Source organism: Marivirga sp., from assembly GCF_035704835.1.
Classification (GTDB): Bacteria; Bacteroidota; Bacteroidia; order Cytophagales; family Cyclobacteriaceae; genus Marivirga.
The window spans coordinates 24,479-44,630 of sequence record NZ_DASSWQ010000066.1 but is presented as its reverse complement, the minus strand read 5'-3'; the positions used below and the strand labels follow the sequence as shown (position 1 = coordinate 44,630).

The window sequence follows — 20,152 nt, the reverse complement described above, 5'->3', positions numbered from 1 at the left end:
TGGGTAGATAAGAAATGATTGTTATAAGCTGGGATATATTTTCATTATGATTCTAATTTATCTTTATTCCTCTCGTACAAAACTTGCATAATACCATCTTTTAGTCCACTATCAGGTACAATTATGCTTGGTGATTTTGACCAAGCCATTGCATTAATATAAATGTCTAAGGCAGGTATTATAACATCCGCTCTGTCAGGATTCAATTGTAACTTATTGATTCTTTCGCTCATAGTGAAGCTTTTTATATAAGCTTGAATCTCTTTTACTTTATTTAAACTAATAGGCTTACCAGCTTTTTTTCTTGCCAAATCCTGAACTTTATTAATATTTCCTCCGGTTCCTATGGCATGGATTTTCAATGATTTTTTTATTACTTTCTGCATAATCCAATTTTTCATGTCATCCCACATGTGATGACTGCTATCTGTTTCCAAATGCCTCACCGAACCAATCCTGAAAGACTTAGAAAGGAGTTTTTCATTATTTTGGTAAAAATTAAATTCTGTGCTTCCACCACCAACATCAATATGTAGGTATGCCTTATCATCCATATATGGAAAAATAGCCTTATTAATCATATCAGCCTCTTTATCCCCATCTATAATTTCAATATCTAAATTGAATTCATCCTTTACTTGATCAATTATTTCCTTTCCATTTTCAGCTTCTCTCATAGCTGAAGTAGCGCAGCCCATGTAATCGTCTACTTCATACAAGTCAATTAATATTTTAAAGGCTTGCATTAGTTTAATAAATTTAGCTTTTGATGGGTCACTTATTCTACCGGTAGTAAAAACATCTTGACCCAAACGAAGAGGAAAACGAACATATTCAAGTCTCTTGAACGTAATATTTCCTTCGTATAATGTAACTCTCGTTAATTGTATTCTAATAGCGTTGGAGCCTATGTCAATAGCAGCTAATTTTAACATTCCCAAAAAAACAAAAAATTGCTTGATTTGTATCTATTATCCAGGATAAAAGCTTCGAATATTTTGTAGTTTTGTCTTTTCTTAAGATAATAATTTTAAGAAAGCTATTATTCTAAAAAAATAATTATATTTGTTATTGGCAAAATATTATGAAAAGAATACTTCTAATATCGATATTATTAATACTTGGGACAGAAATGTTTGCTCAAAGTTTCTATTCCAATAGAATTAATAGACGTTGGATGGCTACTGGCGGTCTTGGTTATGCAAGAAGTTTAGGTGATTTGACTAATCCAGGTTCTTATTTTGATACTAAACTGAATATAGTTGGTGGTATCCAATATCGTGTTAATAACCGAGTTAATGTTGGTTTAAATTTAATGGCCTTTCAATTATCAGGAGATGACCAGGACATTGACCCAGAATTAAACACTCGTTCTAGAGGGTTATCTTTTATATCCAATAATCTGGAGTTAAGTGCTATTACTTCTTTATCTCTTTTTCCTACCGAAACTCGTTTTACCCAAAGAAGATTATTTAATCCTTATGTGGTAGCTGGAATTGGAGTTGTTCTTTTTGATCCAAGAGCAGAGGTTCCACAATATGCAATAATTGGCGGAGATAGTATCCCCGCTCCAAGGGCTGGCGAAATGGTATCTTTAAGACAATACCAAACAGAAAGACCAAATGATTATGGTCGTTTTGCATTAGTAGTACCTGTAGGCGTTGGGTTAAGAGTGAAAGTAACGGAGTTTATAGATGTGACCGCACAGGTAAGTAACCGTATTACTTTTACCGATTACATGGATGATGTAAGTGGTAGAGGATATCCAGAAAGAGCACTATTTGATTTAAATAATCCTGAAGATATAACTGCAGCTGCTTTATCTGACCCAACTGGTCTTGGCGAGATTAGAGGAAATCCAGAAAATAATGATCATTATTTTATTGTAAATGTAAGAGCAGAATTTTATATCCAAGGCGCATTTCTTAACAAAATTTTTGGTAAAGGAGGTAAAAGATATAATATTAAACCTAAGAGAGGAAGAAGAGGTGGAGGAATATTCAATCGGAGAAGATTTTAAAACAAAAAAGGGCTAATTTTTATCAGCCCTTTTTTGTTTTAAGATTTTACCACTTGTACATTCAATATTAATCTTACCTCATCACCCACTACAACTCCACCTGCTTCGGTTACTGCATTCCATGTTAATCCAAATTCTTTCCTATTGATTTTTCCGGTTATTTCAAAACCAGCTTTGTTTTGTCCGTATCCATCAACCATTGAGCCACCATATTCTACATCTAATGTGATGCTTTTTGTATTTTCTTTGATGGTTAAATCTCCAGTCAATTTATATTCTGAACCAGTTTTAGTTAGTTTACCATTTTCAAATTTAATGTGTGGAAATTTTTCAGCATCAAAAAATTCTGCAGATTTCAAATGATTATCTCTATCTGCAACATTAGTGTCAATACTTGCTGATTCTAATTTGAATGCTGCTTTTGCACCATCAAAGTCTTCCTTGTCTGATTCTAAGCTGCCTTCAAACTTGTTAAATTGACCAGTTACGGTTGAGATTACCAAGTGTTTTACCTTAAATTGTACTTCACTGTGGGTTGGATCGATATTCCATTTAGTAGCCATAATAATTTTAATTAACGTTTTGTTATTGTATGTATCAACAATTAACGTAGATACATTAATAAAGTTTGTACCTATTATAAATTAATTATCACCTTCATCATAATATTGTCATAGGTTAAGAATACAATTAGTAACTTGCAGTTTTTAGTGATAAAATCATTGCTATGACTGAGGAAGAAAAACTACATTTGAAGACATCCTTAAGGAATTGAAAGAAGCAATTAAACCACAAGGTTTTGATAACTCAGTTGGTAGACTTAGTCGGATGGATTATATCAATAATAAAGCAATAAGTGAATCACAGATCCAAAAAGCAGAGAGCGAATTGAATGGTTTAAACCGTTGGCTTTCAATTTATGATTCACCTAAATTTGGCAAGTGTTCTAGGTGTGGAAATGAAATTAATAACAATAAATTATTATTGATGCCTTCTAGTTCTATATGTTTAAAATGTGCAAATCTATAGTAGTAAAGACAGATGAAAGTAGTAGTAATAAAGTATAATGCTGGTAATATTAAGTCAGTGATGTTGGCTTTGAAGCGGTTAGGAATTGAAGGAGAATTGACCGATAATCCTGAAAAGATTTTAGCAGCAGATCGAGTTATTTTTCCTGGCCAAGGGGAGGCAAAATCTGCCATGAAATATTTAAAAGAAAGAGAGTTAGATAAAGTAATTCAATCTATTGAAAAACCTTTTTTAGGTATCTGCCTAGGTTTACAATTACTTTGTACACATTCAGAGGAAAAGGATACTGAATGTTTGGGGGTATTCAATGCCAAAGTAAAGAAGTTTCCTAATGAATTGAAAGTTCCACACATGGGATGGAATACAGGTAGTTTATCAGAAGATATTATTTTTAGAGGTATTGAGTCACCTGCTTATTTTTATTTTGTACACTCGTTTTATGCGGAATTATGTAATCAAACTATTTCGCAAACAGATTATATGTTGCCTTTCAGTAATGTATTAAAAAAGGATAATTTCTACGCTATCCAGCCACATCCTGAAAAAAGTGCAGAAGCTGGGGAACAGTTTTTAAAGAATTTTTTATTCGAATTATAAGATTATGCATATTATACCAGCCATTGATATTATAGGGGGAAAATGTGTTCGCCTCACGAAAGGAGATTACAATCAAAAAACAGAATACAATGATAATCCATTGGAAGTAGCCAAAGAGTTTGAAGCAGCTGGAATTAAAAGATTACATTTGGTCGATCTAGACGGGGCAAAGGCAAAGAAAGTAGTGAATTTGGAGGTACTTAAAACAATAGCCAGTAATACCAATTTAACAATTGATTTTGGAGGAGGTGTACAAAGTACAGAAGATTTAAAATCGGTATTTGAGGCAGGAGCAAATCAAATAACAGGCGGGAGCATAGCCGTAAAAAATGAAAGTCTGTTTACGGAATGGATTGATGAATTTGGAGGTGAAAAAATCATTTTAGGTGCTGATGTCAAAGGTGAACATATCGCCATCCATGGTTGGCAGGAAAGTTCAGAAAAGCATATTTTTGATTTTTTAGAGCATTATTTAGCAAAGGGTTTGAGATATGTGATTTGCACTGATGTTTCAAAAGATGGAGCTCTCCAGGGTACTTCCAATCAATTATATCAAAATATTCTAGATAGATTCCCTGAGGTGAAATTAATTGCGAGTGGAGGTGTAAGTAACGTAAATGACTTGCAAATTTTGCAGGAAATGAATGTTTATGGTGCGATAGTAGGAAAGGCTATTTACGAAAAAAGAATTGACCTATCAGAATTAAAGCAATTTCAATAATATGTTGACAAAAAGAATAATTCCTTGCTTGGATATCAAAAATGGTCGTACTGTAAAAGGCGTAAATTTTTTAGAGTTAAGAGACGCGGGTGATCCTGTTGAATTGGCCAAAATTTACGCAAAAGAAGGAGCAGATGAGCTGGTTTTTTTAGATATCACAGCCACTAATGAGAAGAGAAAAACATTGGTCGAGTTGGTTGAAAAAGTAGCTGAAGCGATCAATATTCCTTTTACAGTAGGTGGAGGAATCAGCACGGTGGAAGATGTTTCTATTCTTTTAGCAGCTGGAGCAGATAAAGTATCTGTAAATTCTGCTGCTGTTCGAAATCCACAAATTATCAAAGAGATGTCTGATGAATTCGGTTCTCAGTGCATAGTGGTGGCCGTAGATTCCAGAAGAGTTGGCGATAAAAATATCGTACATACCCACGGTGGTTCAAAGCCTACAGAGTGGGAAACTGAAGTCTGGATTCAAAAAGCAGTAGAATTAGGAGCAGGAGAGATTTTACTGACTTCTATGGACCATGACGGTACAAAATCAGGCTTTGCAGATGAATTGCTGAGCAAAATTTCAAGCTTAGTGAATGTTCCTGTGATTGCCTCTGGTGGCGCAGGGAATATGCAACATTTTTATGATACCTTTACTACTGGGAAATCTGATGCCGCTTTAGCAGCAAGTATATTTCATTTCAAAGAAATTGGTATACCCGACTTGAAAACATATTTAAAGAATAAAAATATACCAACAAGAATCTAATCTATAGATTTAATAATAGTTAAATTATGCAAAAACCCGATTTTTCAAAAGGTGAAAATGGTTTACTACCCGCAGTTATTCAAGATGCTGTAACTGGAAAAGTCTTGATGCTTGGCTATATGAATGAGGAAGCATTAGGGAAAACCCAGTCTTCCGGAAAAGTAACGTTCTACAGCAGGTCAAAAAATAGACTTTGGATGAAAGGTGAATCCTCTTCAAATTTTCTAAACCTGGTAGATATTTCATTAGACTGCGATCAGGATACTTTTCTTATTAAAGTAAATCCAGATGGACCTACCTGTCATACTGGTGCTGATACCTGTTGGGATGAAAAAAATGAAGGAATTGGATTCATTGATCATTTAGAATCTGTAATTGAGGCTCGGAAGAATGGAGATAGCGAGAAATCTTATGTGAAAAGTTTGTTTGATAAAGGAATCAATAAAATTGCTCAAAAAGTAGGTGAAGAGGCTGTGGAAGTGGTTATAGAAGCTAAAGATGATAATGAAGAACTATTTCTCAATGAATCAGCAGATTTACTATTTCATTACCTGATTTTACTGCAAGCAAAAGGATATAAATTACAAGATGTGGTGAAAATATTAGAAGAAAGACATCGTTAGTAGAATAAAATATCATGAAATTCCAAAGGTTACATTTTTTTGTAGTGCTTTTTGCCTTTTCATTCATCTCTTGTGAGGAAGAAAAAGTAGATGCAGATGATTGTCAACGGGAACTATTACTTTGCACAGAAGAATTCAAGACAATTCTTTTGGAAATAGTAGATTCTGAAGGAAATCCTGTGGTACTAGATGATTTTTATACCTTTTACGATTCAAGAAAGAAGTTTGAATATGAATACAATGAGGCTCAGGCAATAGAAGGAATATATCCTGTGATCACTGATGCAGAAATAGACGAATTAGAAAGAGAAGGAACTACCTTGATTTTTGTCGGAGTTAAGAATGGTGATAATTTGGTAGAACACCAAATGGTTATCGGCCATGATTGCTGTCATATTCAATTAATTGAAGGGGAAGCCAACATCGTAATATCAGAATGATGAAAAATTTATTCATACTTTTTTGCTTTATTTCTATGGCAGCCACATGCCAGGATACAAATTCTAAGGTGCAGGATAAAAATGAAGAGCCTTGCGATCCGGATATAATGTGCACTATGGAATTCAAAATTATTGATTTGGAAATAGTAGATTCTGAAGGAAAGGCTGTTTTGCTAGATGAATTTTATATCGAAATTGAAGGAGAAAAAATAGACATTCCAGACGATGTATACGAAACAAAAGATGGCTTTTATCCAGTTGCCACAGATGGACAAATGGAAATCTTATCTTTTGATGGAAATGAAGTTGTTTTCTTTGGTGCAATCAATGGTGCAAATGTCGTTGAACATAAAATGATTATTGGAAAAGATTGCTGTCATATTCAACTTGTAGAAGGAGACCAGAAACTCATAATTTCACCTTAACTATAAAAATCAGCTATCTCATTTAAGCTCTTTCTCTCAAGCTTAGGGACATAAGTCTCTTCGGCTGGATAACCGACAGGTAATAACAAATAAGGCCTTTCATTTTTGGGTATTTTTAAAATTTTTGATAAAAAATTCATGGGACTTGGTGTATGCGTTAAGGTTACCAAACCAACCTGGTGAATTGCAGCTATCAAAAACCCACAAGCGATTCCAACTGATTCATTTACATAATAATTGGTTTTCTTTTCGCCATTGTCTTCATCAAAAATCTTTTTAAAGACAATGATAAGGTAGGGCGCAGTTTCCAGAAATGGTTTTTCCCAATCCGTACCAATAGGTTCTAAGTCTTTCAACCACTGTTCAGTCATTCGGTTTTGATAGCTTTTTTGTTCTTCTTTTTCTGCTGCTTCTCGAATTTTCTTTTTCAATCCAGGATTAGATATGATACAAAATGTCCAAGGTTGTTTGTGAGCTCCTGATGGTGCCGTTGAAGCTGTTTTAATAATATTTTCAATTACTTCTTTTGGAATATCTTGGTCCGAAAAATCGCGAACTGATCTTCTTTTATTCATTGATAAATAGAAATCTTCACTTCTAGTAATTATGGTTCTGATATCGGGATTATCAAATTTTAATTGAATGTGAGGATGACCATTTATTAACTTTTCCTTCATAATTTCATTTCTTTCAAGGCTTTTTCAAGGTCAGCAGGACTATCAATTCCTACAGTTTCAATAGGTGTGATTGCAGTCTTTATTCTGTATCCATTTTCAATCCAGCGTAATTGCTCAAGTGATTCAGCTAGTTCTAATGGAGTAGGAGAAAGTGTTACTAATTTGGCAAGAATATCTACTCGATAGGCATAAATCCCTATGTGCTTGTAATGCTGATGGCTTTTCATCCAGTCCTCCGTAGGGATATTTCTCATATGAGGTATAGGTGATCTAGAGAAATATAATGCTAATCCACTATCAGCTTTTAGAGCCTTTATGACATTAGGATTTTGGAGATCTTCTAATTCATCTATATTTTTAATTAAAGTAGCAATTTCAGTTTTTCTATCCAGAACGCTAGCCAAAAGATTTATTTGTTCAGGATCAATAAAGGGCTCATCTCCTTGAATATTAATGACATAATCAAAGCTTTCTGTTATTAATTTTAAGGCTTCATGACATCTTTCAGTTCCATTTTTATGGGTAGAACTTGTCATATACACCTCATGTCCCAAGCTTTTAACATGATCCAAAATTCTATCGTCATCGGTAGCTACAATCACCTTTTTTAAAGCGCTCGACTTTTTGCATTGTTCGATAACTCTCTGAATCATGGTCTTTCCAGCAATATCTACTAATGGCTTACCAGGAAATCTGGTTGATGCAAATCGTGCTGGTATTATTCCAATTATGTCCATATTTTCTTAGTTTTCAGCTTTTTTTACTTTAAGGCTTGTTCCACTTTCATCGACCACTACTATTTTTTCTCCTTGTTCCAGATATTCACCTCTGGTATTGGCATCATATAATTCACCCTCTATTTCTACTTTTCCACTTGGTCGAAGTACTGAAAAAACCGTCCCTGTTTTTCCTGCCATTTTTTCAACTATAAATCTTGATGAGTAACCTTCCGTTTTTGCTTGAACTCCTTGCAAAGCAACTCTTTTAAAGAATTTACTATTTGTAAGTCGTACTCCTCCAATAAACATCAGAACTATACTTCCGAATAATCCAGTTAATGTGGTAAGTAGCGCACTAGTAATATTTTCGCTCGGTACAAAATCAAAATCAAAAGCTTCATTATTTAACATGATGAATACCAAAGAGCCGAGCGATAAAATCAGTCCTAAAATTCCGAAAATTCCAAAACCTGGAATGACAAACACCTCAACAGCTATTAAGATTAATCCTATTATAAAAGCTAATATCTCCCAGTTTTCAGCCAGACCATTTAAATAATATGGTACTAAATAAAGCACTAAAGCAATTATAGAAGCCATAATTGGAAAGCCAACTCCTGGTGTTTGTAATTCAAAATATATTCCTCCTATGATAATTAATATTAATATTCCGCTTATAAATGGATTAATGAAAAATGAAATTATTGCTTCTGTTGTGCTGACTTCATATCGATAAACATTCTCGTTTAAATTTAAATAGGTTAACAATTCATTAGTGCTGGTGAACTGACCTTCGCAAAAATCGTATTTAATAGCTTCTGAGGTGGAAAAAGTAATGACTTCACCGGCTTTAGTAATTCCTTCAATTTCAATTTTCTCGTCTACCATAGCTTCCGCTATCTGAGGATTCCTTCCCGATGCTTCTGCTGTTGCCCGCATCATGGAGCGCATATAAGATTGGTACTTATCCGGAGCTGCTTCACCAGTCTGATTAACAACTGTAGCCGCTCCAATGCTTCCACCAGGTGCCATGTATATACTATCACAAGCAATAGAAATAAGCGCCCCAGCAGAAGCTGCATTATTATCAATAAAAACATAAACTGGAATATCTAAATTTAAAAGTGCAGAGCGAATATCATCCGCATCATAGAGCGCTCCACCATAGGTATTAATTACAATAAGAATATGTGTAGAATTCCGATCTTTGGCCTCTTGAAGTGCTAATTCTACATAACGAGTGGTTCTAGCATCTATCTGGTCTTTTATTTCCATGATAAATACCTCTTTTTTTGTGGATAAAGTGTCGGCAAAAACTTGGATTTGAATTATTCCCAGAATAAATAAAATAAAGGCTGTTTTTTTCATGTATAAAAATTATGCATTCAATTTAAGAGAATAGTAGTTAAGCAACAATAATATATTGTGACATTTTTAAAAATTTTGAGAAGAAGCTATTACTTAATATAATTTTAAATTCAGTTTTCTATAATCCACAAAGCAAAATCACGTTTTCTTCATTGATTCGAGAATTAAAACCGAGTTTTGTTTTACTTATCATTACATAATAACCATTTTTGTAAAGGAATTCGATACCCTAAAAAACATGAAGATAAAAATTTTATTAGCCAGTTTATTTTTCATATTTATTGCCTCTCTTAATTTAAATGCATCCGCTGTAGATTCTGTAGGGATCAAAGTTATTGATGGAAGGAAATATATTATCCACAAACTAGAGCCGAGAGAAACTCTTTATTCCTTAGGTAAGCGATATCATGTATCTGTTGCTGAAATTGAAGAAGTTAATCCAAAAGAAAAGGATGGATATAATATTGATCAAATTGGTCGTGAACTTTTAATTCCATATAAAGAAGAAGAATTTGCATCATCTGCAGTTGTTAATTCAGCAGATTCAAATTTAAAAAAGCATACTGTTAAAGCTGGAGAAACCATTTATTCTATCTCAAAACTATATAATGTCAGTCAAGATGATATTATGAAATGGAATGATTTGCAATCATCCAATCTTAATATTGGACAAATTTTATGGGTTAGTGATCCATCAAAATTCCCTACGAATAAAAAGCAAAATCGCGAATTAGCAAAAGCAGACAATAATGAGCAAATCGTCCATGTTGTAGATTTAGGAGAAACAATTTATAGTATTTCAAAACAATATGAAGTTACACAAAGTGATATTATCGAACTCAATGGCTTGAAAGATAATAATATTGCAGTTGGGCAGAAATTAATAATCAAATCCGCTCAATCAGATAAAAAAGAAGAGGTTAAACCTGAAGTGACGGAACGCTATTCTTCAAGTGTCCAGACCTTTCATAATGCTAAGAGAGGAGAAACTTATGAGAAAGTAGCAAATCTGTATAACTTGGAAGAATCAGACCTTAAGAAATGGAATAAGTTTAAAGAGCCTTTTATAGGTGGAGAAGTTATCAAAATTGTAGCACCAAAAGTTGAGGAGGAGACAGCAGAAGAAATTGAAAAGGAGGAAGTAGTTGAAAAAGTAAAACTCGATTCAAAAACTCATACGGTTCAATCAGGAGAAACATTATTTAGTTTGGCTGAAAAATATAATGTTGAGGTAGAAGATCTAAGGAAATGGAATAGTTTAGATAATTATAAGTTAAGCTTAGGTCAAAGGTTATATATAAAAAATCCGGATGCCCTAACCGTAGATATTGTAATGGGTGAAAAAGTAGATAAAGAAGAAGATGTTGAGTTGAGCAAAGAAAAGTCTAAACTGACTGAAAATCCACAAAAACAGGATACAAAAGCTTATTTCACGGTAGAGGAGGATGATATGCCCAAAATAAATAAGATTGAAGAGACAGGAATAGCAGAAGTTATAGAGGGTTCGGAAGGAACGGAAAAATATCTGGCGTTACATAGAACTGCAAAAATTGGAACCATCATGCAAGTTCGAAATGATTTAAACGACCAATTTGTATTCGTGAGAGTATTAGGAAAGTTGCCTAATACAGGGGTCGATGAAAGGGTAATTATTAGAATCTCTAAAAGTGCATTTGAAAAACTAGGTGGGGTTGATTACAAATTCCCTGTGGAAATCAGCTACCTGCCGTTGAAAGATTGAAAATGATTGATTTCGATCAAGTAAAATCATTATTAGATGAAAAGTACGATTTATATAATCGTCCTGATTTCATTGAAAACGATCCAATTTGCATCCCTCATTTTTTCTCCAAAAAGCAGGATATAGAAGTTTCTGCTTTTTTTGCTTCTATTTTAGCGTGGGGTCAACGAAAAACTATTATTAATAAGTGCGAAGAGTTGATGGCCATGATGGGCAATAGTCCACATGAATTTATATTAAATCATTCTGATCAAGATTTGAAGGTGTTAATGCAGTTCAAGCATCGAACTTTCAATGATATTGATACCCTTTATTTTATCCATTTCTTTAAAGAATTTTATCAAAAACATGAAAGTCTTGAAGATGCTTTTTTGCTCGGTAAATCTTCGGAAACGGATTTTATGAAGCAGAGCCTGATAGCTTTCCACCATTTCTTTTTTGCTTCCGAATTGGCTCCTCAAAGAACCCGCAAACACATAGCAACTCCTGAAAGAAAGTCTGCTTGCAAAAGAATTAACATGTTCTTGAGGTGGATGGTAAGGCAAGATGATAGAGGTGTTGATTTTGGAATCTGGCATAATATCAAACCAGCTGATTTAATTTGTCCTTGCGATTTGCATGTGGATCGAGTAGCCCGAAAATTAGGTTTAATCCAAAGAAAACAAACCGATTGGCAAACAGCTGAAGAGTTGACACAAGCCTTAAGAAAAATGGATGCTAATGACCCAGTGAAATATGATTTTGCGCTTTTCGGGCTGGGAATAATGGAAGGATACGGGAAGTAATTACGAATTGGTAGTAGTCGGCAGTGCGTATTGTGCATTGGGATTAGTTTTAAGCACTAGGTACTAAGTCGTAAGGAAATCTCAATCTAATAGATTCATATTGCTATTATTATTTGCGCATGAACTTAAATATATACCTGCCGATTGCATTTAGCAAGTGGTAATTACTTTTTTCTGCGAAACAATCACTACAATTTTTTTAAGTGATAGTTTTTAAAAACATACTCTAATCCCTATTTTCAGCAGATTCCACAGTACTTCTAATTTCCTGCTTAGCAGTGATGGTCTTCAATTCATCACCTTTTTTAAGCTTCTGACCCATAATGCTTTTGCCATTCAGGCTAGTATAAGAATAGCCTTTTTTGAAAACCGTTTCAGGATTGATTAATTCTAATGTCTTTTGGTAGATTTCTAGCTTCTGATGAGTATTTTGGAGGTTTTTACGAACGTTATATTGTAACTTTTGCTCATAGCGAGCCAGCTGATTTTCAGCTTTATTGAAATGCTTATTTAATGAATACCTTATAGAATGTTTGCGATCATTCAATTTATGTTGCTCTCTTTCAACTTTTTGATTGAGATGAGCCAATATATTTTGAGTTGCTAAATTAATTTTTTCATCATAAATCCTCATTCCTCTAATTAGAAATTCTGCCACTGCAGTAGGCGTTTTTAGTTTTGTATGCGCCACCAAATCACAAATGGTTTCATCTCGTTCATGCCCAATTCCTGTAAAAATAGGTATTGGGAATTGCGCAATGTGCGAAGCTAATTCGTAATCATCAAAACAGTCCAAATCTACCTGAGCGCCACCACCTCGAATTAATACTACCGCATCAAAATTATCTACTTGCTCATTGATTTGATGCAGAGCCTCAATTATTGTTTTAGCTGCTTTATCACCTTGCATAGTGGCGATAAAAAGCTTGCTGTGCAATTTGAAGTTAAAATCGTTATCTAAGATTTGATTCATGAAATCACCGTAACCTGCTGCTGATTCAGCGCTGATAACGGCTATTCGCTGTGGAACCAAAGGCAAAACATGGCTTTTATTCATCTCAAAAACACCGTCTTCCTTCAACTGAGCGATAATCTCTTGTTTTTTCCTGGCTCTTTCCCCTAAAGTGAAGTTAGGATCAATATCCTTCACATTAAGGCTTAAACCATAAACTTCATGGAATTGTATCTGCACATTAGCCAAAACAGTCATGCCTGCTTTCAGGCTTTCCCCTGTAATAGACTGAAACCAAGCGCTAATGCTTCTGTAACTGTATGACCAAATCGTAGCTCTGCTCTTTGACAGTAATTGATTACTTTCTTCATATTTTTCTACAAATTCAATGTAGCAATGCCCGTTTCTTGCTTCTCTTAGTTCACCAATTTCTGCCACTACCCAATAGGAAGGCTCCAATTGAGTGTTTAGTGTATCTTTAATTAACAGGTTAAGGTCTGTAAGAGAAATGTGCTGCATTATGGTTGCACGTTTTGGATGTTTTTAACTACATCTTTAATGATGAAAAAGAGTACTATTGCAAAACTGATGATGGAAAACCAAAACATAAATCGTTTGTTGGCATATGGCACTTCCTCCTCACTTTCTTTATCTGCAAAAAGCCAGCCGTAGAATTTTTCTATGGTTTTACGCATTACAATTCTTTTAGAAACTCTATAAATCCTGCATTTTTTCCTTTGGGCCTTACAATCATTAATGGAATATCATTGTCCAACTGAATTAATCTTTCCGCTATGCTTCCCAAGAAAAAGGCTGTGGTAGAGGTTCTGCCTTTTGCACCAATAATAATTGCATTGGCCTTTATTTCATGCGCTTTATCAATCATGTCGGTGGTTACATCCTCATTTGTGTCTTGAGAATATACAGACTTGATTTTGATATCTTTTGTATCAATTTTACTAATAAAATTTTTATAGCTTTTAACAGCATTTTTTCTCATTACCTCAGTAAATTCTTCAAAAGATTTTCCAGTGTAATGATAACCTGTTGGAACGGTGAATACGTTTTGAATTGTGATTTCTGTAACATTCTGATTTAGACGAGCAACATTGATAGCTTCTTCCAAAGCCAGCTTGGAATAGTCAGAGAAATCACTTGGTACTAAAATCTTGTCCATTTTTGGGGTAGTTCCTTCTGGGATAATCAAAAGGCTACATGCTGCTCTTCTTGCCAATCTTTGAGAAAGAGCGCCACTCTGCGCAGCCTTTTCCCTTCTCCCCATCACTATCAGATCAATGTCTTTTTCTTTTGTGAATTTTAATATACTGTCCGCAATTTTTCCAGTAAGTATATTGAAAGTAAATTTTTCGTTTTGCTCCCCTTTTGAAAATTCTGCCGCCTTTTTTTCCATCTCTTTTTTCCTTTCTTTGATGACATTGTCTACCATATCAGGAAATTCTTTGAGCACCTCTTTAGGTACGTAAAGGTTTTTTATCACATTTACAAAATAAACCTCCTCAACAGCCGAGGCATTTGCTAAAAAATCCGCAAACTCCACCATAGTTTTATCGAGGTCACTTAAATCTAATCCTATTATTACTTTTTTGATTGGGTACATAAGGGTAAAATCTGAATTCGGTTACAAAGGTACAAACACTAATTTCCAAACTAATTAAAAATGTAATAAAAATCACTCTATTTCTTGCTTTTCCTTTTCTTCAAAAGCTCGCATTTCGTCCTCATTATATAATTTTTGTAGTTTTCGTTTGAGCTTAAAATAGCGAACCAATCCATAAACGATCATCAGAAAACTTATTGCGAAGGATAAATAGGCTAGCCATTCAATAGTTTCTAAGCTTTGCATTTTTAAAAATGCAATTCCGCCTAAAATTAAATATAAGCTTGTGCGAATGTATGCAAAAAGTGTTCTTTCATTGGCTAAGGTAGTTCTCTCTAAAGCTAAGAAGTCTCTTAAGATTATTTTCTCCCTGTTTTGGTAATCGGGCACTATTTTAGGCATCCTTATTTTTTTCATCATAGTAAAAAGTCCTTCATTTGTAAAAAATCTTGAAGTGAATTAATGATTTATCACTAATTATTTTACTTATTTTTATGAAAATTGTTCAATTTTATTAGAATTATAAAACATTAATCAATTTTTAGTTATGACTTTTTTGCTTAGAATATCGTTTAAAACCATTCTGTTTCTCTTTTTATTATGTTTTTCACATAAATCTTTTGCGCAATTTGGAATTGGAGACGTTTTGAAAAAGAAAGCTGAAAAGTTAGTAAAGGAAAAATTACAAGAAAAAACAGAAGAAAAGCGAGATAGCTATGATACACTTTCCTTTAATTACGCGATAGCATTTTTAGATAAAACAGAGTCTTTTGAAAATCAACAAAAAGGAGAAGGGCTTATTAAAGCTGCTGATTTTCTTTTAAGTGAAGACGAGCCACAAACTGCGCTAGAGGAGGTACGGGATATTTATAATTTTGGTCGCTTCAATTATAAAATAGGAAATCAGTTTTTGGCTGAGACGAATTTGAAATTGGCAAAATACGAATATGAACAAATATCAGCAAGCAGTGAACCCAATTATCTTAAAACAATTGGTTTATTAGGATTGCTTTACAGCGACATGGGGAGGTTCAATAAAGCGGAGGAATACACTCAAAAAGCATTGGAGGGATGGGAGAATCTTCAAGGAAAAACTAGCATTGGTTATCTTGCGGAATTGAATAATTATGCTGTGTTGCAGTTGAACTTAGGTAATTTTCTAAAGGCAGAAAAATTGATGCGAGAATTAGGTGAAAATTTGAACTCAGAAAAGGATAATGAAAAACTTCCTTATGCCATTTATTTAAATAATGACGCGATTTTAAATCAATATATGGGCAGGGCAGACGAAGCTTTAGGCTTGATGCAGGAATGTTCCATAATTGCTAAAGAGAGTTTAACCGAAAAAAACGCGACTTATCTTCAATTTTTGACTAATAAAGCCATATTAGAACAAGAGAATGGCGACTTAGAAACTGCAGAAAATACCTTTCAGGAAGTGCTAGATTTACAGGAAAGCCGATTAAAGCTTAATGCAAAAAATGATCCTGACTACGCACATATGAAATCGAATATCGCTGCTTTATACGTAACAAAAGGAGAATATCAAAAGGCAGAGGAGGCTTTAAAATTAGCGTTGGAAATATATGAAAATGAATTTGGAGCTGAGCATCTGACTACGGCTGGAACACAATCAGACTTAGGAAATCTTTATCGCTTCTTGGGAAAACATGAAGAAGCAGAGCCTTTGCTTCAATCGGCACTTTATACGCGAGAAAGAAAATTATCTAATACGCATCCTAAAGTGGTTAAAAGTCAGGAAGATTTGGCTTTATGGTTTTGGGCAAATGGTCAGACAGCATCAGCCATAAGCTATTTTAGCCGAGTGATGGAAACCAGTCAAGAATTTATAAAAGACTATTTTCCTGCTTTAAGCGAAGCAGAAAAAACTAAATATTGGGAGCAACTTAAACCTCGTTTTTTCCGCTTCTACAATTTTGCTTTAGAAAATCATGAAGAGAATCCTGAATTGCTAGAAGACTTTATGCGCTATAGATTAGCCACCAAAGGTATTTTACTAAGTGCTTCCACTGCATTAAGAAATACAATCTTCAGTCAAAACGATGCGGAATTGACTGCCCTTTACGAACAATGGCTTGATCAAAAACAACAACTAGCTAATGCTTATGCACTCAGCGATGAAGAAATTAAGGAGCAATCACTAAATGTAGATTCTTTAGAGAGTGCCACAAATCAAACAGAAAAGCAACTATCTGTAAAATCAGAAGCATTTTCAACTGCTTATGAAGGACGAAATACGGATTACAAAACCATTTTGAACAAATTAAAAACAGGTCAAGTGATGATGGAAATTGTGCAATATCCAATTTTTGATAAGCAATTGACCACTGAAAATGCATATGCTTATGTGATTTTGAAAAAAGGAGCTGATAAACCTAAAATTGTTATCAACAAAGAAGGTAAACTGCTGGAAAACAGATATTACGCTTACTATAATAACGTCATCAATCAAAAAATGAAAGATGATTATTCCTACGCTCAATATTGGGGAATTGTAGATGAAGAATTGGGTAGTGCGACTAGAATTTATATTTCTCCAGATGGTATTTATAACCAAGTGAATATGAATACTCTTCAGCAACCAAATGGAAAATATTTGATTCAAGATTATGATATTCGATATGTTGGTCATCCAAATGATATTTTATTGGAGAAATCTGCTAAATCTGATGGCCAGCAAACTGCATTTTTGATGGGAGATCCTAATTTCAACAATAATAGTATTGCACAATTGCCCGGTACACGAAAGGAAATAGAGAATATTTCAAAATATCTATCTCCTAGCATGAATATTAAAAAATACTTGGATAATGAAGCAACTGAATCGAATTTAAAACAAGTGAAATCTCCTAAATATTTACATTTGGCAAGCCATGGTTACTTCTTGGAAGATAAACAGACGAATAATAATCTGTTCGGTGTGCAACTGCAGTATATTAATCAAAACCCGTTATTACGCTCAGGTCTTTTGCTAAAGGGTGCTGGAGCTGAAGAAAGTTCAAGTACCTCACAGTCATTTAATCAAAGTAATAATGGTTTTTTCTCTGCTTATGAAGCCATAAACCTCAATTTGAATAATACAGAAATGGTAGTGCTTTCTGCCTGTGAAACAGGAAAAGGAGATGTAAAAGCAGGAGAGGGTGTTTATGGACTGCAAAGAGCATTTATAGTAGCAGGTGCAGAATCATTGGTGATGAGTTTGTGGAAAGTAGATGATATGGCCACCCAAAAATTAATGTCAGGATTTTATAAAGACAATGTTCAAGGAAAAGCTATTCCAGATGCTTTCCGTTCGGCTCAATTGGCAATGCTTAACGAATATCAACATCCTTATTATTGGGGTGCTTTCATAATGTTTAGTAGATGATTTTAAGAACTAGAATTGTTCGATTAGTCCGTCATTCCTGAAATTTCTGAAGCGTAGCGGAAGAAATTATCAGGAATCTTCTGGATCAAGATGGTTAAAGATTTGATAATAGCACTTTATCTATTTTTTTACTTTAGTGTTTAGAAAAGAGTTACAATCTTATTCATTTCTACAAGATTAAATTTGTGAGACCTGTCCACTGCAGGGTATTATCAATAGGATTAAGTTAAGCTTTTGAGCCTCAACTTTTACCATAATTCTTAAAAATAACTTTGGTTATTTTCTTTTGTGTTCTCTTTCCACTTTTGTGGTGAGAATGTGCTACCGATAACAGAACAAGTAAATACTGATTTTTAACCACAATAGATACTGAAGAAAACAATAGAATTTTCGCTTTAGCGATAATCTTATTAATTGAATATGCATAATTGAATTGTATTTAGGGGATTAATGGGGTTTTACCGCTCTAGATGAAATGTGAATGTCTTAAAGAAATCAAATCTTTCACTTTATAATTCTAAATTAAATTAAACCTAAAACAGGAAATTTCAGCATCTTTGTCTTTACAAATTAAAACACTATATCAGAATAAATGCTGAAATTTTTCCAATTTATCTATACCGTTTGGGCTTTGTTGGTTTTTCATGTTTTCATGATTATCCTTTTTCCTGTTTTTATTATTCCGTCACTTATTTCTAAAAAAGGAGCCCCATTAAGCTTTAAAGCTATTCGCTTGTGGTCATTCCTTTTCAGCTTTTTTAATCGAATCATTTATAAAGTAGAGGGAAAACAGAATTTCACAAAAGGTCAGAATTATGTGATTATCTCAAATCATACTTCATTTCTGGATACACCTGCCATTCCCCAGGCAATAGACGCTCCTTTTAAAGCTTTGGCTAAAAAGGAACTTACGAAAATTCCAATCTTCGGAATAATTATTAAAACGATAACTGAGGTGGTGGATAGGTCAAATCCAAAAAGTAGACAAGCGAGTAAAGACCGACTGAACGAAGTGTTGAAAAATGAAAATTCGATTTTGGTATTTCCTGAAGGAACAATGAACAGAACCGACAAACCGCTTCAAGGCTTTTATGATGGTGCTTTCCGAATAGCCATAGATGCACAAGCCCCAATATTGCCTGTAGTGATTAAAGGTGCAGGCAAATTGATGAATCCAAACAGTTTCTTAATGAAACCCGGAAAAATCCATGTAAAATTACTAGCGCCCATCTCCACAGTAGGCTTAACTCAAAAACAATTACCTCAACTTAAAGCAGAAGTGGTGGAGAAGATGCAGGCTGAGTTGTTAGGATGATGGGCTGACCATTATCATCAGAAATTTTGAGGATAAAAGATTAATAATGATGTTTCTTTAAAATTAGTCAAAAACTTAGTTTCTATCAGATGTAGGAATGTTGTCGGTCCTAAACCCTTATAAATTAAGGTCTTCCATTACTAATTCTTTATTGCCACTATCAAGATAAAATTGTAATTTAGTAAAAAATAAACTATCAAATCATGAAAAATTTATTCAAAGGACTGGCACTAATTTTTATTTTATCAATTTCGTTTGAGTCGTTGGCTCAATCAGATTGCAATCCTTATTTCTTATTAGAAGAAGGAAGGAAATGGACGATGGCAAACTACAATGCCAAAGATAAATACCAAGGAAAGCAAAGCTATGAGGTTTTATCGCTCAAAGAAGAGAATGGTGGCATTACTGCTAACGTGATGCTGATTTCTTATGATAAGAAAGATAAAGTGGAAATGGAAAAAGAAGTAGAGTTCTCTTGTAAAGATGGCGTGGTTGAAATGGATATGTCTAAATATATTCCCGAGGAAATGATGGAGAGCTTTGAAAGCATGGATATAGAAATGGAATTTGATGCTATTACAATACCCGAAAATCTGGAAGCAGGTCAATATTTAGAAGATGGAGGTGTGAAAATGACCATGAAAGGACCTATGCAAATGAATATGGGAGTTAAAATTCAGGATAGAAAAGTTATGGCTAAGGAGAATATTGAAGTACCAGCCGGAAACTTCGAAGCTTGGAGAATTAATTCAGTTGTGAGATTTGATGCAATGGTTACAAGAGAAACTAAAAATGTAGAGTGGATTGCCAAAAACGTTGGTCTTGTTAGAAGTGAACAATACGATAAAAAAGGTAAACTGATTAACTATACTCTTTTAACTGAAATTAATTAATATAACATACATTATGACCTGTCAGATAATATTTTATTCGTAAATAAGGCCTAATATATTTTCTACTATATTGGTAACTGTAAA

22 protein-coding genes are annotated in these 20,152 nt (G+C 33.9%); 13 read left to right on the top strand and 9 right to left on the bottom strand.

Features of this window, described 5'->3' with window-relative positions:
* Positions 1-44: 44 nt before the first annotated feature.
* Positions 45-935 (bottom strand): phosphatase, encoded by an 891-nt coding sequence (locus tag VFM92_RS10620; RefSeq protein ID WP_325122198.1) that lies wholly within the window; start codon positions 933-935, stop codon positions 45-47.
* Between the two features lie 149 nt (positions 936-1,084).
* Between VFM92_RS10620 and VFM92_RS10615 the strand changes: the two genes are divergently transcribed.
* Positions 1,085-2,020, top strand: coding sequence for a hypothetical protein (locus VFM92_RS10615; RefSeq protein WP_325122197.1), 936 nt, complete (start codon positions 1,085-1,087; stop codon positions 2,018-2,020).
* A 38-nt stretch (positions 2,021-2,058) separates the two neighbouring features.
* Here VFM92_RS10615 and VFM92_RS10610 read toward each other — a convergent pair whose 3' ends face one another.
* Positions 2,059-2,586: a YceI family protein gene (locus tag VFM92_RS10610; RefSeq protein WP_325122214.1), complete on the bottom strand. Its 528-nt coding sequence runs from the start codon at positions 2,584-2,586 to the stop codon at positions 2,059-2,061.
* A 262-nt stretch (positions 2,587-2,848) separates the two neighbouring features.
* On the opposite strand from VFM92_RS10610, the gene VFM92_RS16925 reads away from it, so the two are divergent.
* The 7 genes from VFM92_RS16925 to VFM92_RS10580 are packed head-to-tail and all read left to right on the top strand — an operon-like array spanning position 2,849 to position 6,612.
* Positions 2,849-3,049 carry a TraR/DksA C4-type zinc finger protein gene (locus tag VFM92_RS16925; RefSeq protein ID WP_414675572.1) on the top strand — a complete coding sequence of 67 codons (201 nt, stop codon included), beginning with the start codon at positions 2,849-2,851 and terminating at the stop codon, positions 3,047-3,049.
* A 12-nt stretch (positions 3,050-3,061) separates the two neighbouring features.
* A complete protein-coding gene (gene hisH, locus VFM92_RS10605; RefSeq protein ID WP_325122196.1) occupies positions 3,062-3,646 on the top strand; it encodes an imidazole glycerol phosphate synthase subunit HisH in 585 nt (194 codons plus the stop codon).
* 4 nt (positions 3,647-3,650) lie between these two features.
* Positions 3,651-4,367 (top strand): 1-(5-phosphoribosyl)-5-[(5-phosphoribosylamino)methylideneamino]imidazole-4-carboxamide isomerase, encoded by a 717-nt coding sequence (hisA, locus tag VFM92_RS10600; RefSeq protein WP_325122195.1) that lies wholly within the window; start codon positions 3,651-3,653, stop codon positions 4,365-4,367.
* Between the two features lies 1 nt (position 4,368).
* On the top strand, positions 4,369-5,124 hold the full coding sequence (gene hisF, locus VFM92_RS10595) for an imidazole glycerol phosphate synthase subunit HisF (RefSeq protein ID WP_325122194.1): 756 nt from the start codon (positions 4,369-4,371) through the stop codon (positions 5,122-5,124).
* Between the two features lie 26 nt (positions 5,125-5,150).
* The gene (hisIE, locus tag VFM92_RS10590; protein WP_325122193.1) at positions 5,151-5,747 is read left to right on the top strand and encodes a bifunctional phosphoribosyl-AMP cyclohydrolase/phosphoribosyl-ATP diphosphatase HisIE; all 597 of its coding nucleotides are present in this window, start codon (positions 5,151-5,153) and stop codon (positions 5,745-5,747) included.
* A 14-nt stretch (positions 5,748-5,761) separates the two neighbouring features.
* Positions 5,762-6,187 (top strand): hypothetical protein, encoded by a 426-nt coding sequence (locus VFM92_RS10585; RefSeq protein ID WP_325122192.1) that lies wholly within the window; start codon positions 5,762-5,764, stop codon positions 6,185-6,187.
* A 35-nt stretch (positions 6,188-6,222) separates the two neighbouring features.
* Positions 6,223-6,612, top strand: a complete 390-nt coding sequence (locus VFM92_RS10580) for a hypothetical protein (protein ID WP_325122191.1) — start codon at positions 6,223-6,225, stop codon at positions 6,610-6,612.
* On the opposite strand, the gene VFM92_RS10575 is transcribed toward VFM92_RS10580, so the two are convergent.
* From VFM92_RS10575 to VFM92_RS10565, 3 genes are read right to left on the bottom strand one after another with little or no spacing between them, the layout of a single operon-like run.
* Positions 6,609-7,289: a nitroreductase family protein gene (locus tag VFM92_RS10575; protein WP_325122190.1), complete on the bottom strand. Its 681-nt coding sequence runs from the start codon at positions 7,287-7,289 to the stop codon at positions 6,609-6,611. The two genes, VFM92_RS10580 and VFM92_RS10575, sit on opposite strands and share 4 nt — an antisense overlap.
* Positions 7,286-8,026, bottom strand: coding sequence for a 3-deoxy-manno-octulosonate cytidylyltransferase (gene kdsB / locus VFM92_RS10570; RefSeq protein WP_325122189.1), 741 nt, complete (start codon positions 8,024-8,026; stop codon positions 7,286-7,288). The genes VFM92_RS10575 and kdsB overlap by 4 nt, the downstream gene beginning before the upstream one ends.
* A 6-nt stretch (positions 8,027-8,032) precedes the next feature.
* Complete coding sequence (locus VFM92_RS10565; protein WP_325122188.1) at positions 8,033-9,376, bottom strand: NfeD family protein; 1,344 nt, start codon at positions 9,374-9,376, stop codon at positions 8,033-8,035.
* Between the two features lie 238 nt (positions 9,377-9,614).
* Here VFM92_RS10565 and VFM92_RS10560 point away from each other — a divergent pair, with 238 nt between their 5' ends.
* Both VFM92_RS10560 and VFM92_RS10555 read left to right on the top strand, forming a co-directional pair.
* Positions 9,615-11,117, top strand: a complete 1,503-nt coding sequence (locus VFM92_RS10560) for a LysM peptidoglycan-binding domain-containing protein (protein ID WP_325122187.1) — start codon at positions 9,615-9,617, stop codon at positions 11,115-11,117.
* Between the two features lie 2 nt (positions 11,118-11,119).
* Positions 11,120-11,902, top strand: coding sequence for a TIGR02757 family protein (locus tag VFM92_RS10555; protein ID WP_325122186.1), 783 nt, complete (start codon positions 11,120-11,122; stop codon positions 11,900-11,902).
* Between the two features lie 226 nt (positions 11,903-12,128).
* Here the strand turns inward: VFM92_RS10555 and xseA are convergent, their stop codons facing one another.
* The 4 genes from xseA to VFM92_RS10535 all read right to left on the bottom strand — a co-directional run bounded on the left by xseA (position 12,129) and on the right by VFM92_RS10535 (position 14,892).
* Positions 12,129-13,373: an exodeoxyribonuclease VII large subunit gene (xseA, locus tag VFM92_RS10550; RefSeq protein ID WP_325122185.1), complete on the bottom strand. Its 1,245-nt coding sequence runs from the start codon at positions 13,371-13,373 to the stop codon at positions 12,129-12,131.
* On the bottom strand, positions 13,373-13,549 hold the full coding sequence (locus VFM92_RS10545; protein WP_325122184.1) for a hypothetical protein: 177 nt from the start codon (positions 13,547-13,549) through the stop codon (positions 13,373-13,375). The genes xseA and VFM92_RS10545 overlap by 1 nt, the downstream gene beginning before the upstream one ends.
* On the bottom strand, positions 13,549-14,472 hold the full coding sequence (locus VFM92_RS10540) for a universal stress protein (RefSeq protein WP_325122183.1): 924 nt from the start codon (positions 14,470-14,472) through the stop codon (positions 13,549-13,551). Before VFM92_RS10540 ends, VFM92_RS10545 begins: the two co-directional genes overlap by 1 nt.
* 72 nt (positions 14,473-14,544) lie before the next feature.
* Positions 14,545-14,892, bottom strand: coding sequence for a DUF202 domain-containing protein (locus VFM92_RS10535; RefSeq protein WP_325122182.1), 348 nt, complete (start codon positions 14,890-14,892; stop codon positions 14,545-14,547).
* Positions 14,893-15,019: 127 nt separating this feature from the next.
* Here VFM92_RS10535 and VFM92_RS10530 point away from each other — a divergent pair, with 127 nt between their 5' ends.
* The 3 genes from VFM92_RS10530 to VFM92_RS10520 all read left to right on the top strand — a co-directional run bounded on the left by VFM92_RS10530 (position 15,020) and on the right by VFM92_RS10520 (position 20,068).
* Positions 15,020-17,860: a CHAT domain-containing tetratricopeptide repeat protein gene (locus VFM92_RS10530; protein ID WP_325122181.1), complete on the top strand. Its 2,841-nt coding sequence runs from the start codon at positions 15,020-15,022 to the stop codon at positions 17,858-17,860.
* Between the two features lie 592 nt (positions 17,861-18,452).
* Complete coding sequence (locus VFM92_RS10525; protein ID WP_325122180.1) at positions 18,453-19,175, top strand: lysophospholipid acyltransferase family protein; 723 nt, start codon at positions 18,453-18,455, stop codon at positions 19,173-19,175.
* A 203-nt stretch (positions 19,176-19,378) separates the two neighbouring features.
* A complete protein-coding gene (locus tag VFM92_RS10520) occupies positions 19,379-20,068 on the top strand; it encodes a hypothetical protein (protein WP_325122179.1) in 690 nt (229 codons plus the stop codon).
* Positions 20,069-20,152 lie beyond the last annotated feature (84 nt).

Coding starts and splice junctions, on each gene's coding strand:
- VFM92_RS10620 (WP_325122198.1), bottom strand. CDS start 935: ATGTTAAAATTAGCTGCTATTGACATAGGCTCCAACGCTATTAGAATA.
- VFM92_RS10615 (WP_325122197.1), top strand. CDS start 1,085: ATGAAAAGAATACTTCTAATATCGATATTATTAATACTTGGGACAGAA.
- VFM92_RS16925 (WP_414675572.1), top strand. CDS start 2,849: ATGGATTATATCAATAATAAAGCAATAAGTGAATCACAGATCCAAAAA.
- hisH (WP_325122196.1), top strand. CDS start 3,062: ATGAAAGTAGTAGTAATAAAGTATAATGCTGGTAATATTAAGTCAGTG.
- hisA (WP_325122195.1), top strand. CDS start 3,651: ATGCATATTATACCAGCCATTGATATTATAGGGGGAAAATGTGTTCGC.
- hisF (WP_325122194.1), top strand. CDS start 4,369: ATGTTGACAAAAAGAATAATTCCTTGCTTGGATATCAAAAATGGTCGT.
- hisIE (WP_325122193.1), top strand. CDS start 5,151: ATGCAAAAACCCGATTTTTCAAAAGGTGAAAATGGTTTACTACCCGCA.
- VFM92_RS10585 (WP_325122192.1), top strand. CDS start 5,762: ATGAAATTCCAAAGGTTACATTTTTTTGTAGTGCTTTTTGCCTTTTCA.
- VFM92_RS10580 (WP_325122191.1), top strand. CDS start 6,223: ATGGCAGCCACATGCCAGGATACAAATTCTAAGGTGCAGGATAAAAAT.
- VFM92_RS10575 (WP_325122190.1), bottom strand. CDS start 7,289: ATGAAGGAAAAGTTAATAAATGGTCATCCTCACATTCAATTAAAATTT.
- kdsB (WP_325122189.1), bottom strand. CDS start 8,026: ATGGACATAATTGGAATAATACCAGCACGATTTGCATCAACCAGATTT.
- VFM92_RS10565 (WP_325122188.1), bottom strand. CDS start 9,376: ATGAAAAAAACAGCCTTTATTTTATTTATTCTGGGAATAATTCAAATC.
- VFM92_RS10560 (WP_325122187.1), top strand. CDS start 9,615: ATGAAGATAAAAATTTTATTAGCCAGTTTATTTTTCATATTTATTGCC.
- VFM92_RS10555 (WP_325122186.1), top strand. CDS start 11,120: ATGATTGATTTCGATCAAGTAAAATCATTATTAGATGAAAAGTACGAT.
- xseA (WP_325122185.1), bottom strand. CDS start 13,373: ATGCAGCACATTTCTCTTACAGACCTTAACCTGTTAATTAAAGATACA.
- VFM92_RS10545 (WP_325122184.1), bottom strand. CDS start 13,549: ATGCGTAAAACCATAGAAAAATTCTACGGCTGGCTTTTTGCAGATAAA.
- VFM92_RS10540 (WP_325122183.1), bottom strand. CDS start 14,472: ATGTACCCAATCAAAAAAGTAATAATAGGATTAGATTTAAGTGACCTC.
- VFM92_RS10535 (WP_325122182.1), bottom strand. CDS start 14,892: ATGATGAAAAAAATAAGGATGCCTAAAATAGTGCCCGATTACCAAAAC.
- VFM92_RS10530 (WP_325122181.1), top strand. CDS start 15,020: ATGACTTTTTTGCTTAGAATATCGTTTAAAACCATTCTGTTTCTCTTT.
- VFM92_RS10525 (WP_325122180.1), top strand. CDS start 18,453: ATGCTGAAATTTTTCCAATTTATCTATACCGTTTGGGCTTTGTTGGTT.
- VFM92_RS10520 (WP_325122179.1), top strand. CDS start 19,379: ATGAAAAATTTATTCAAAGGACTGGCACTAATTTTTATTTTATCAATT.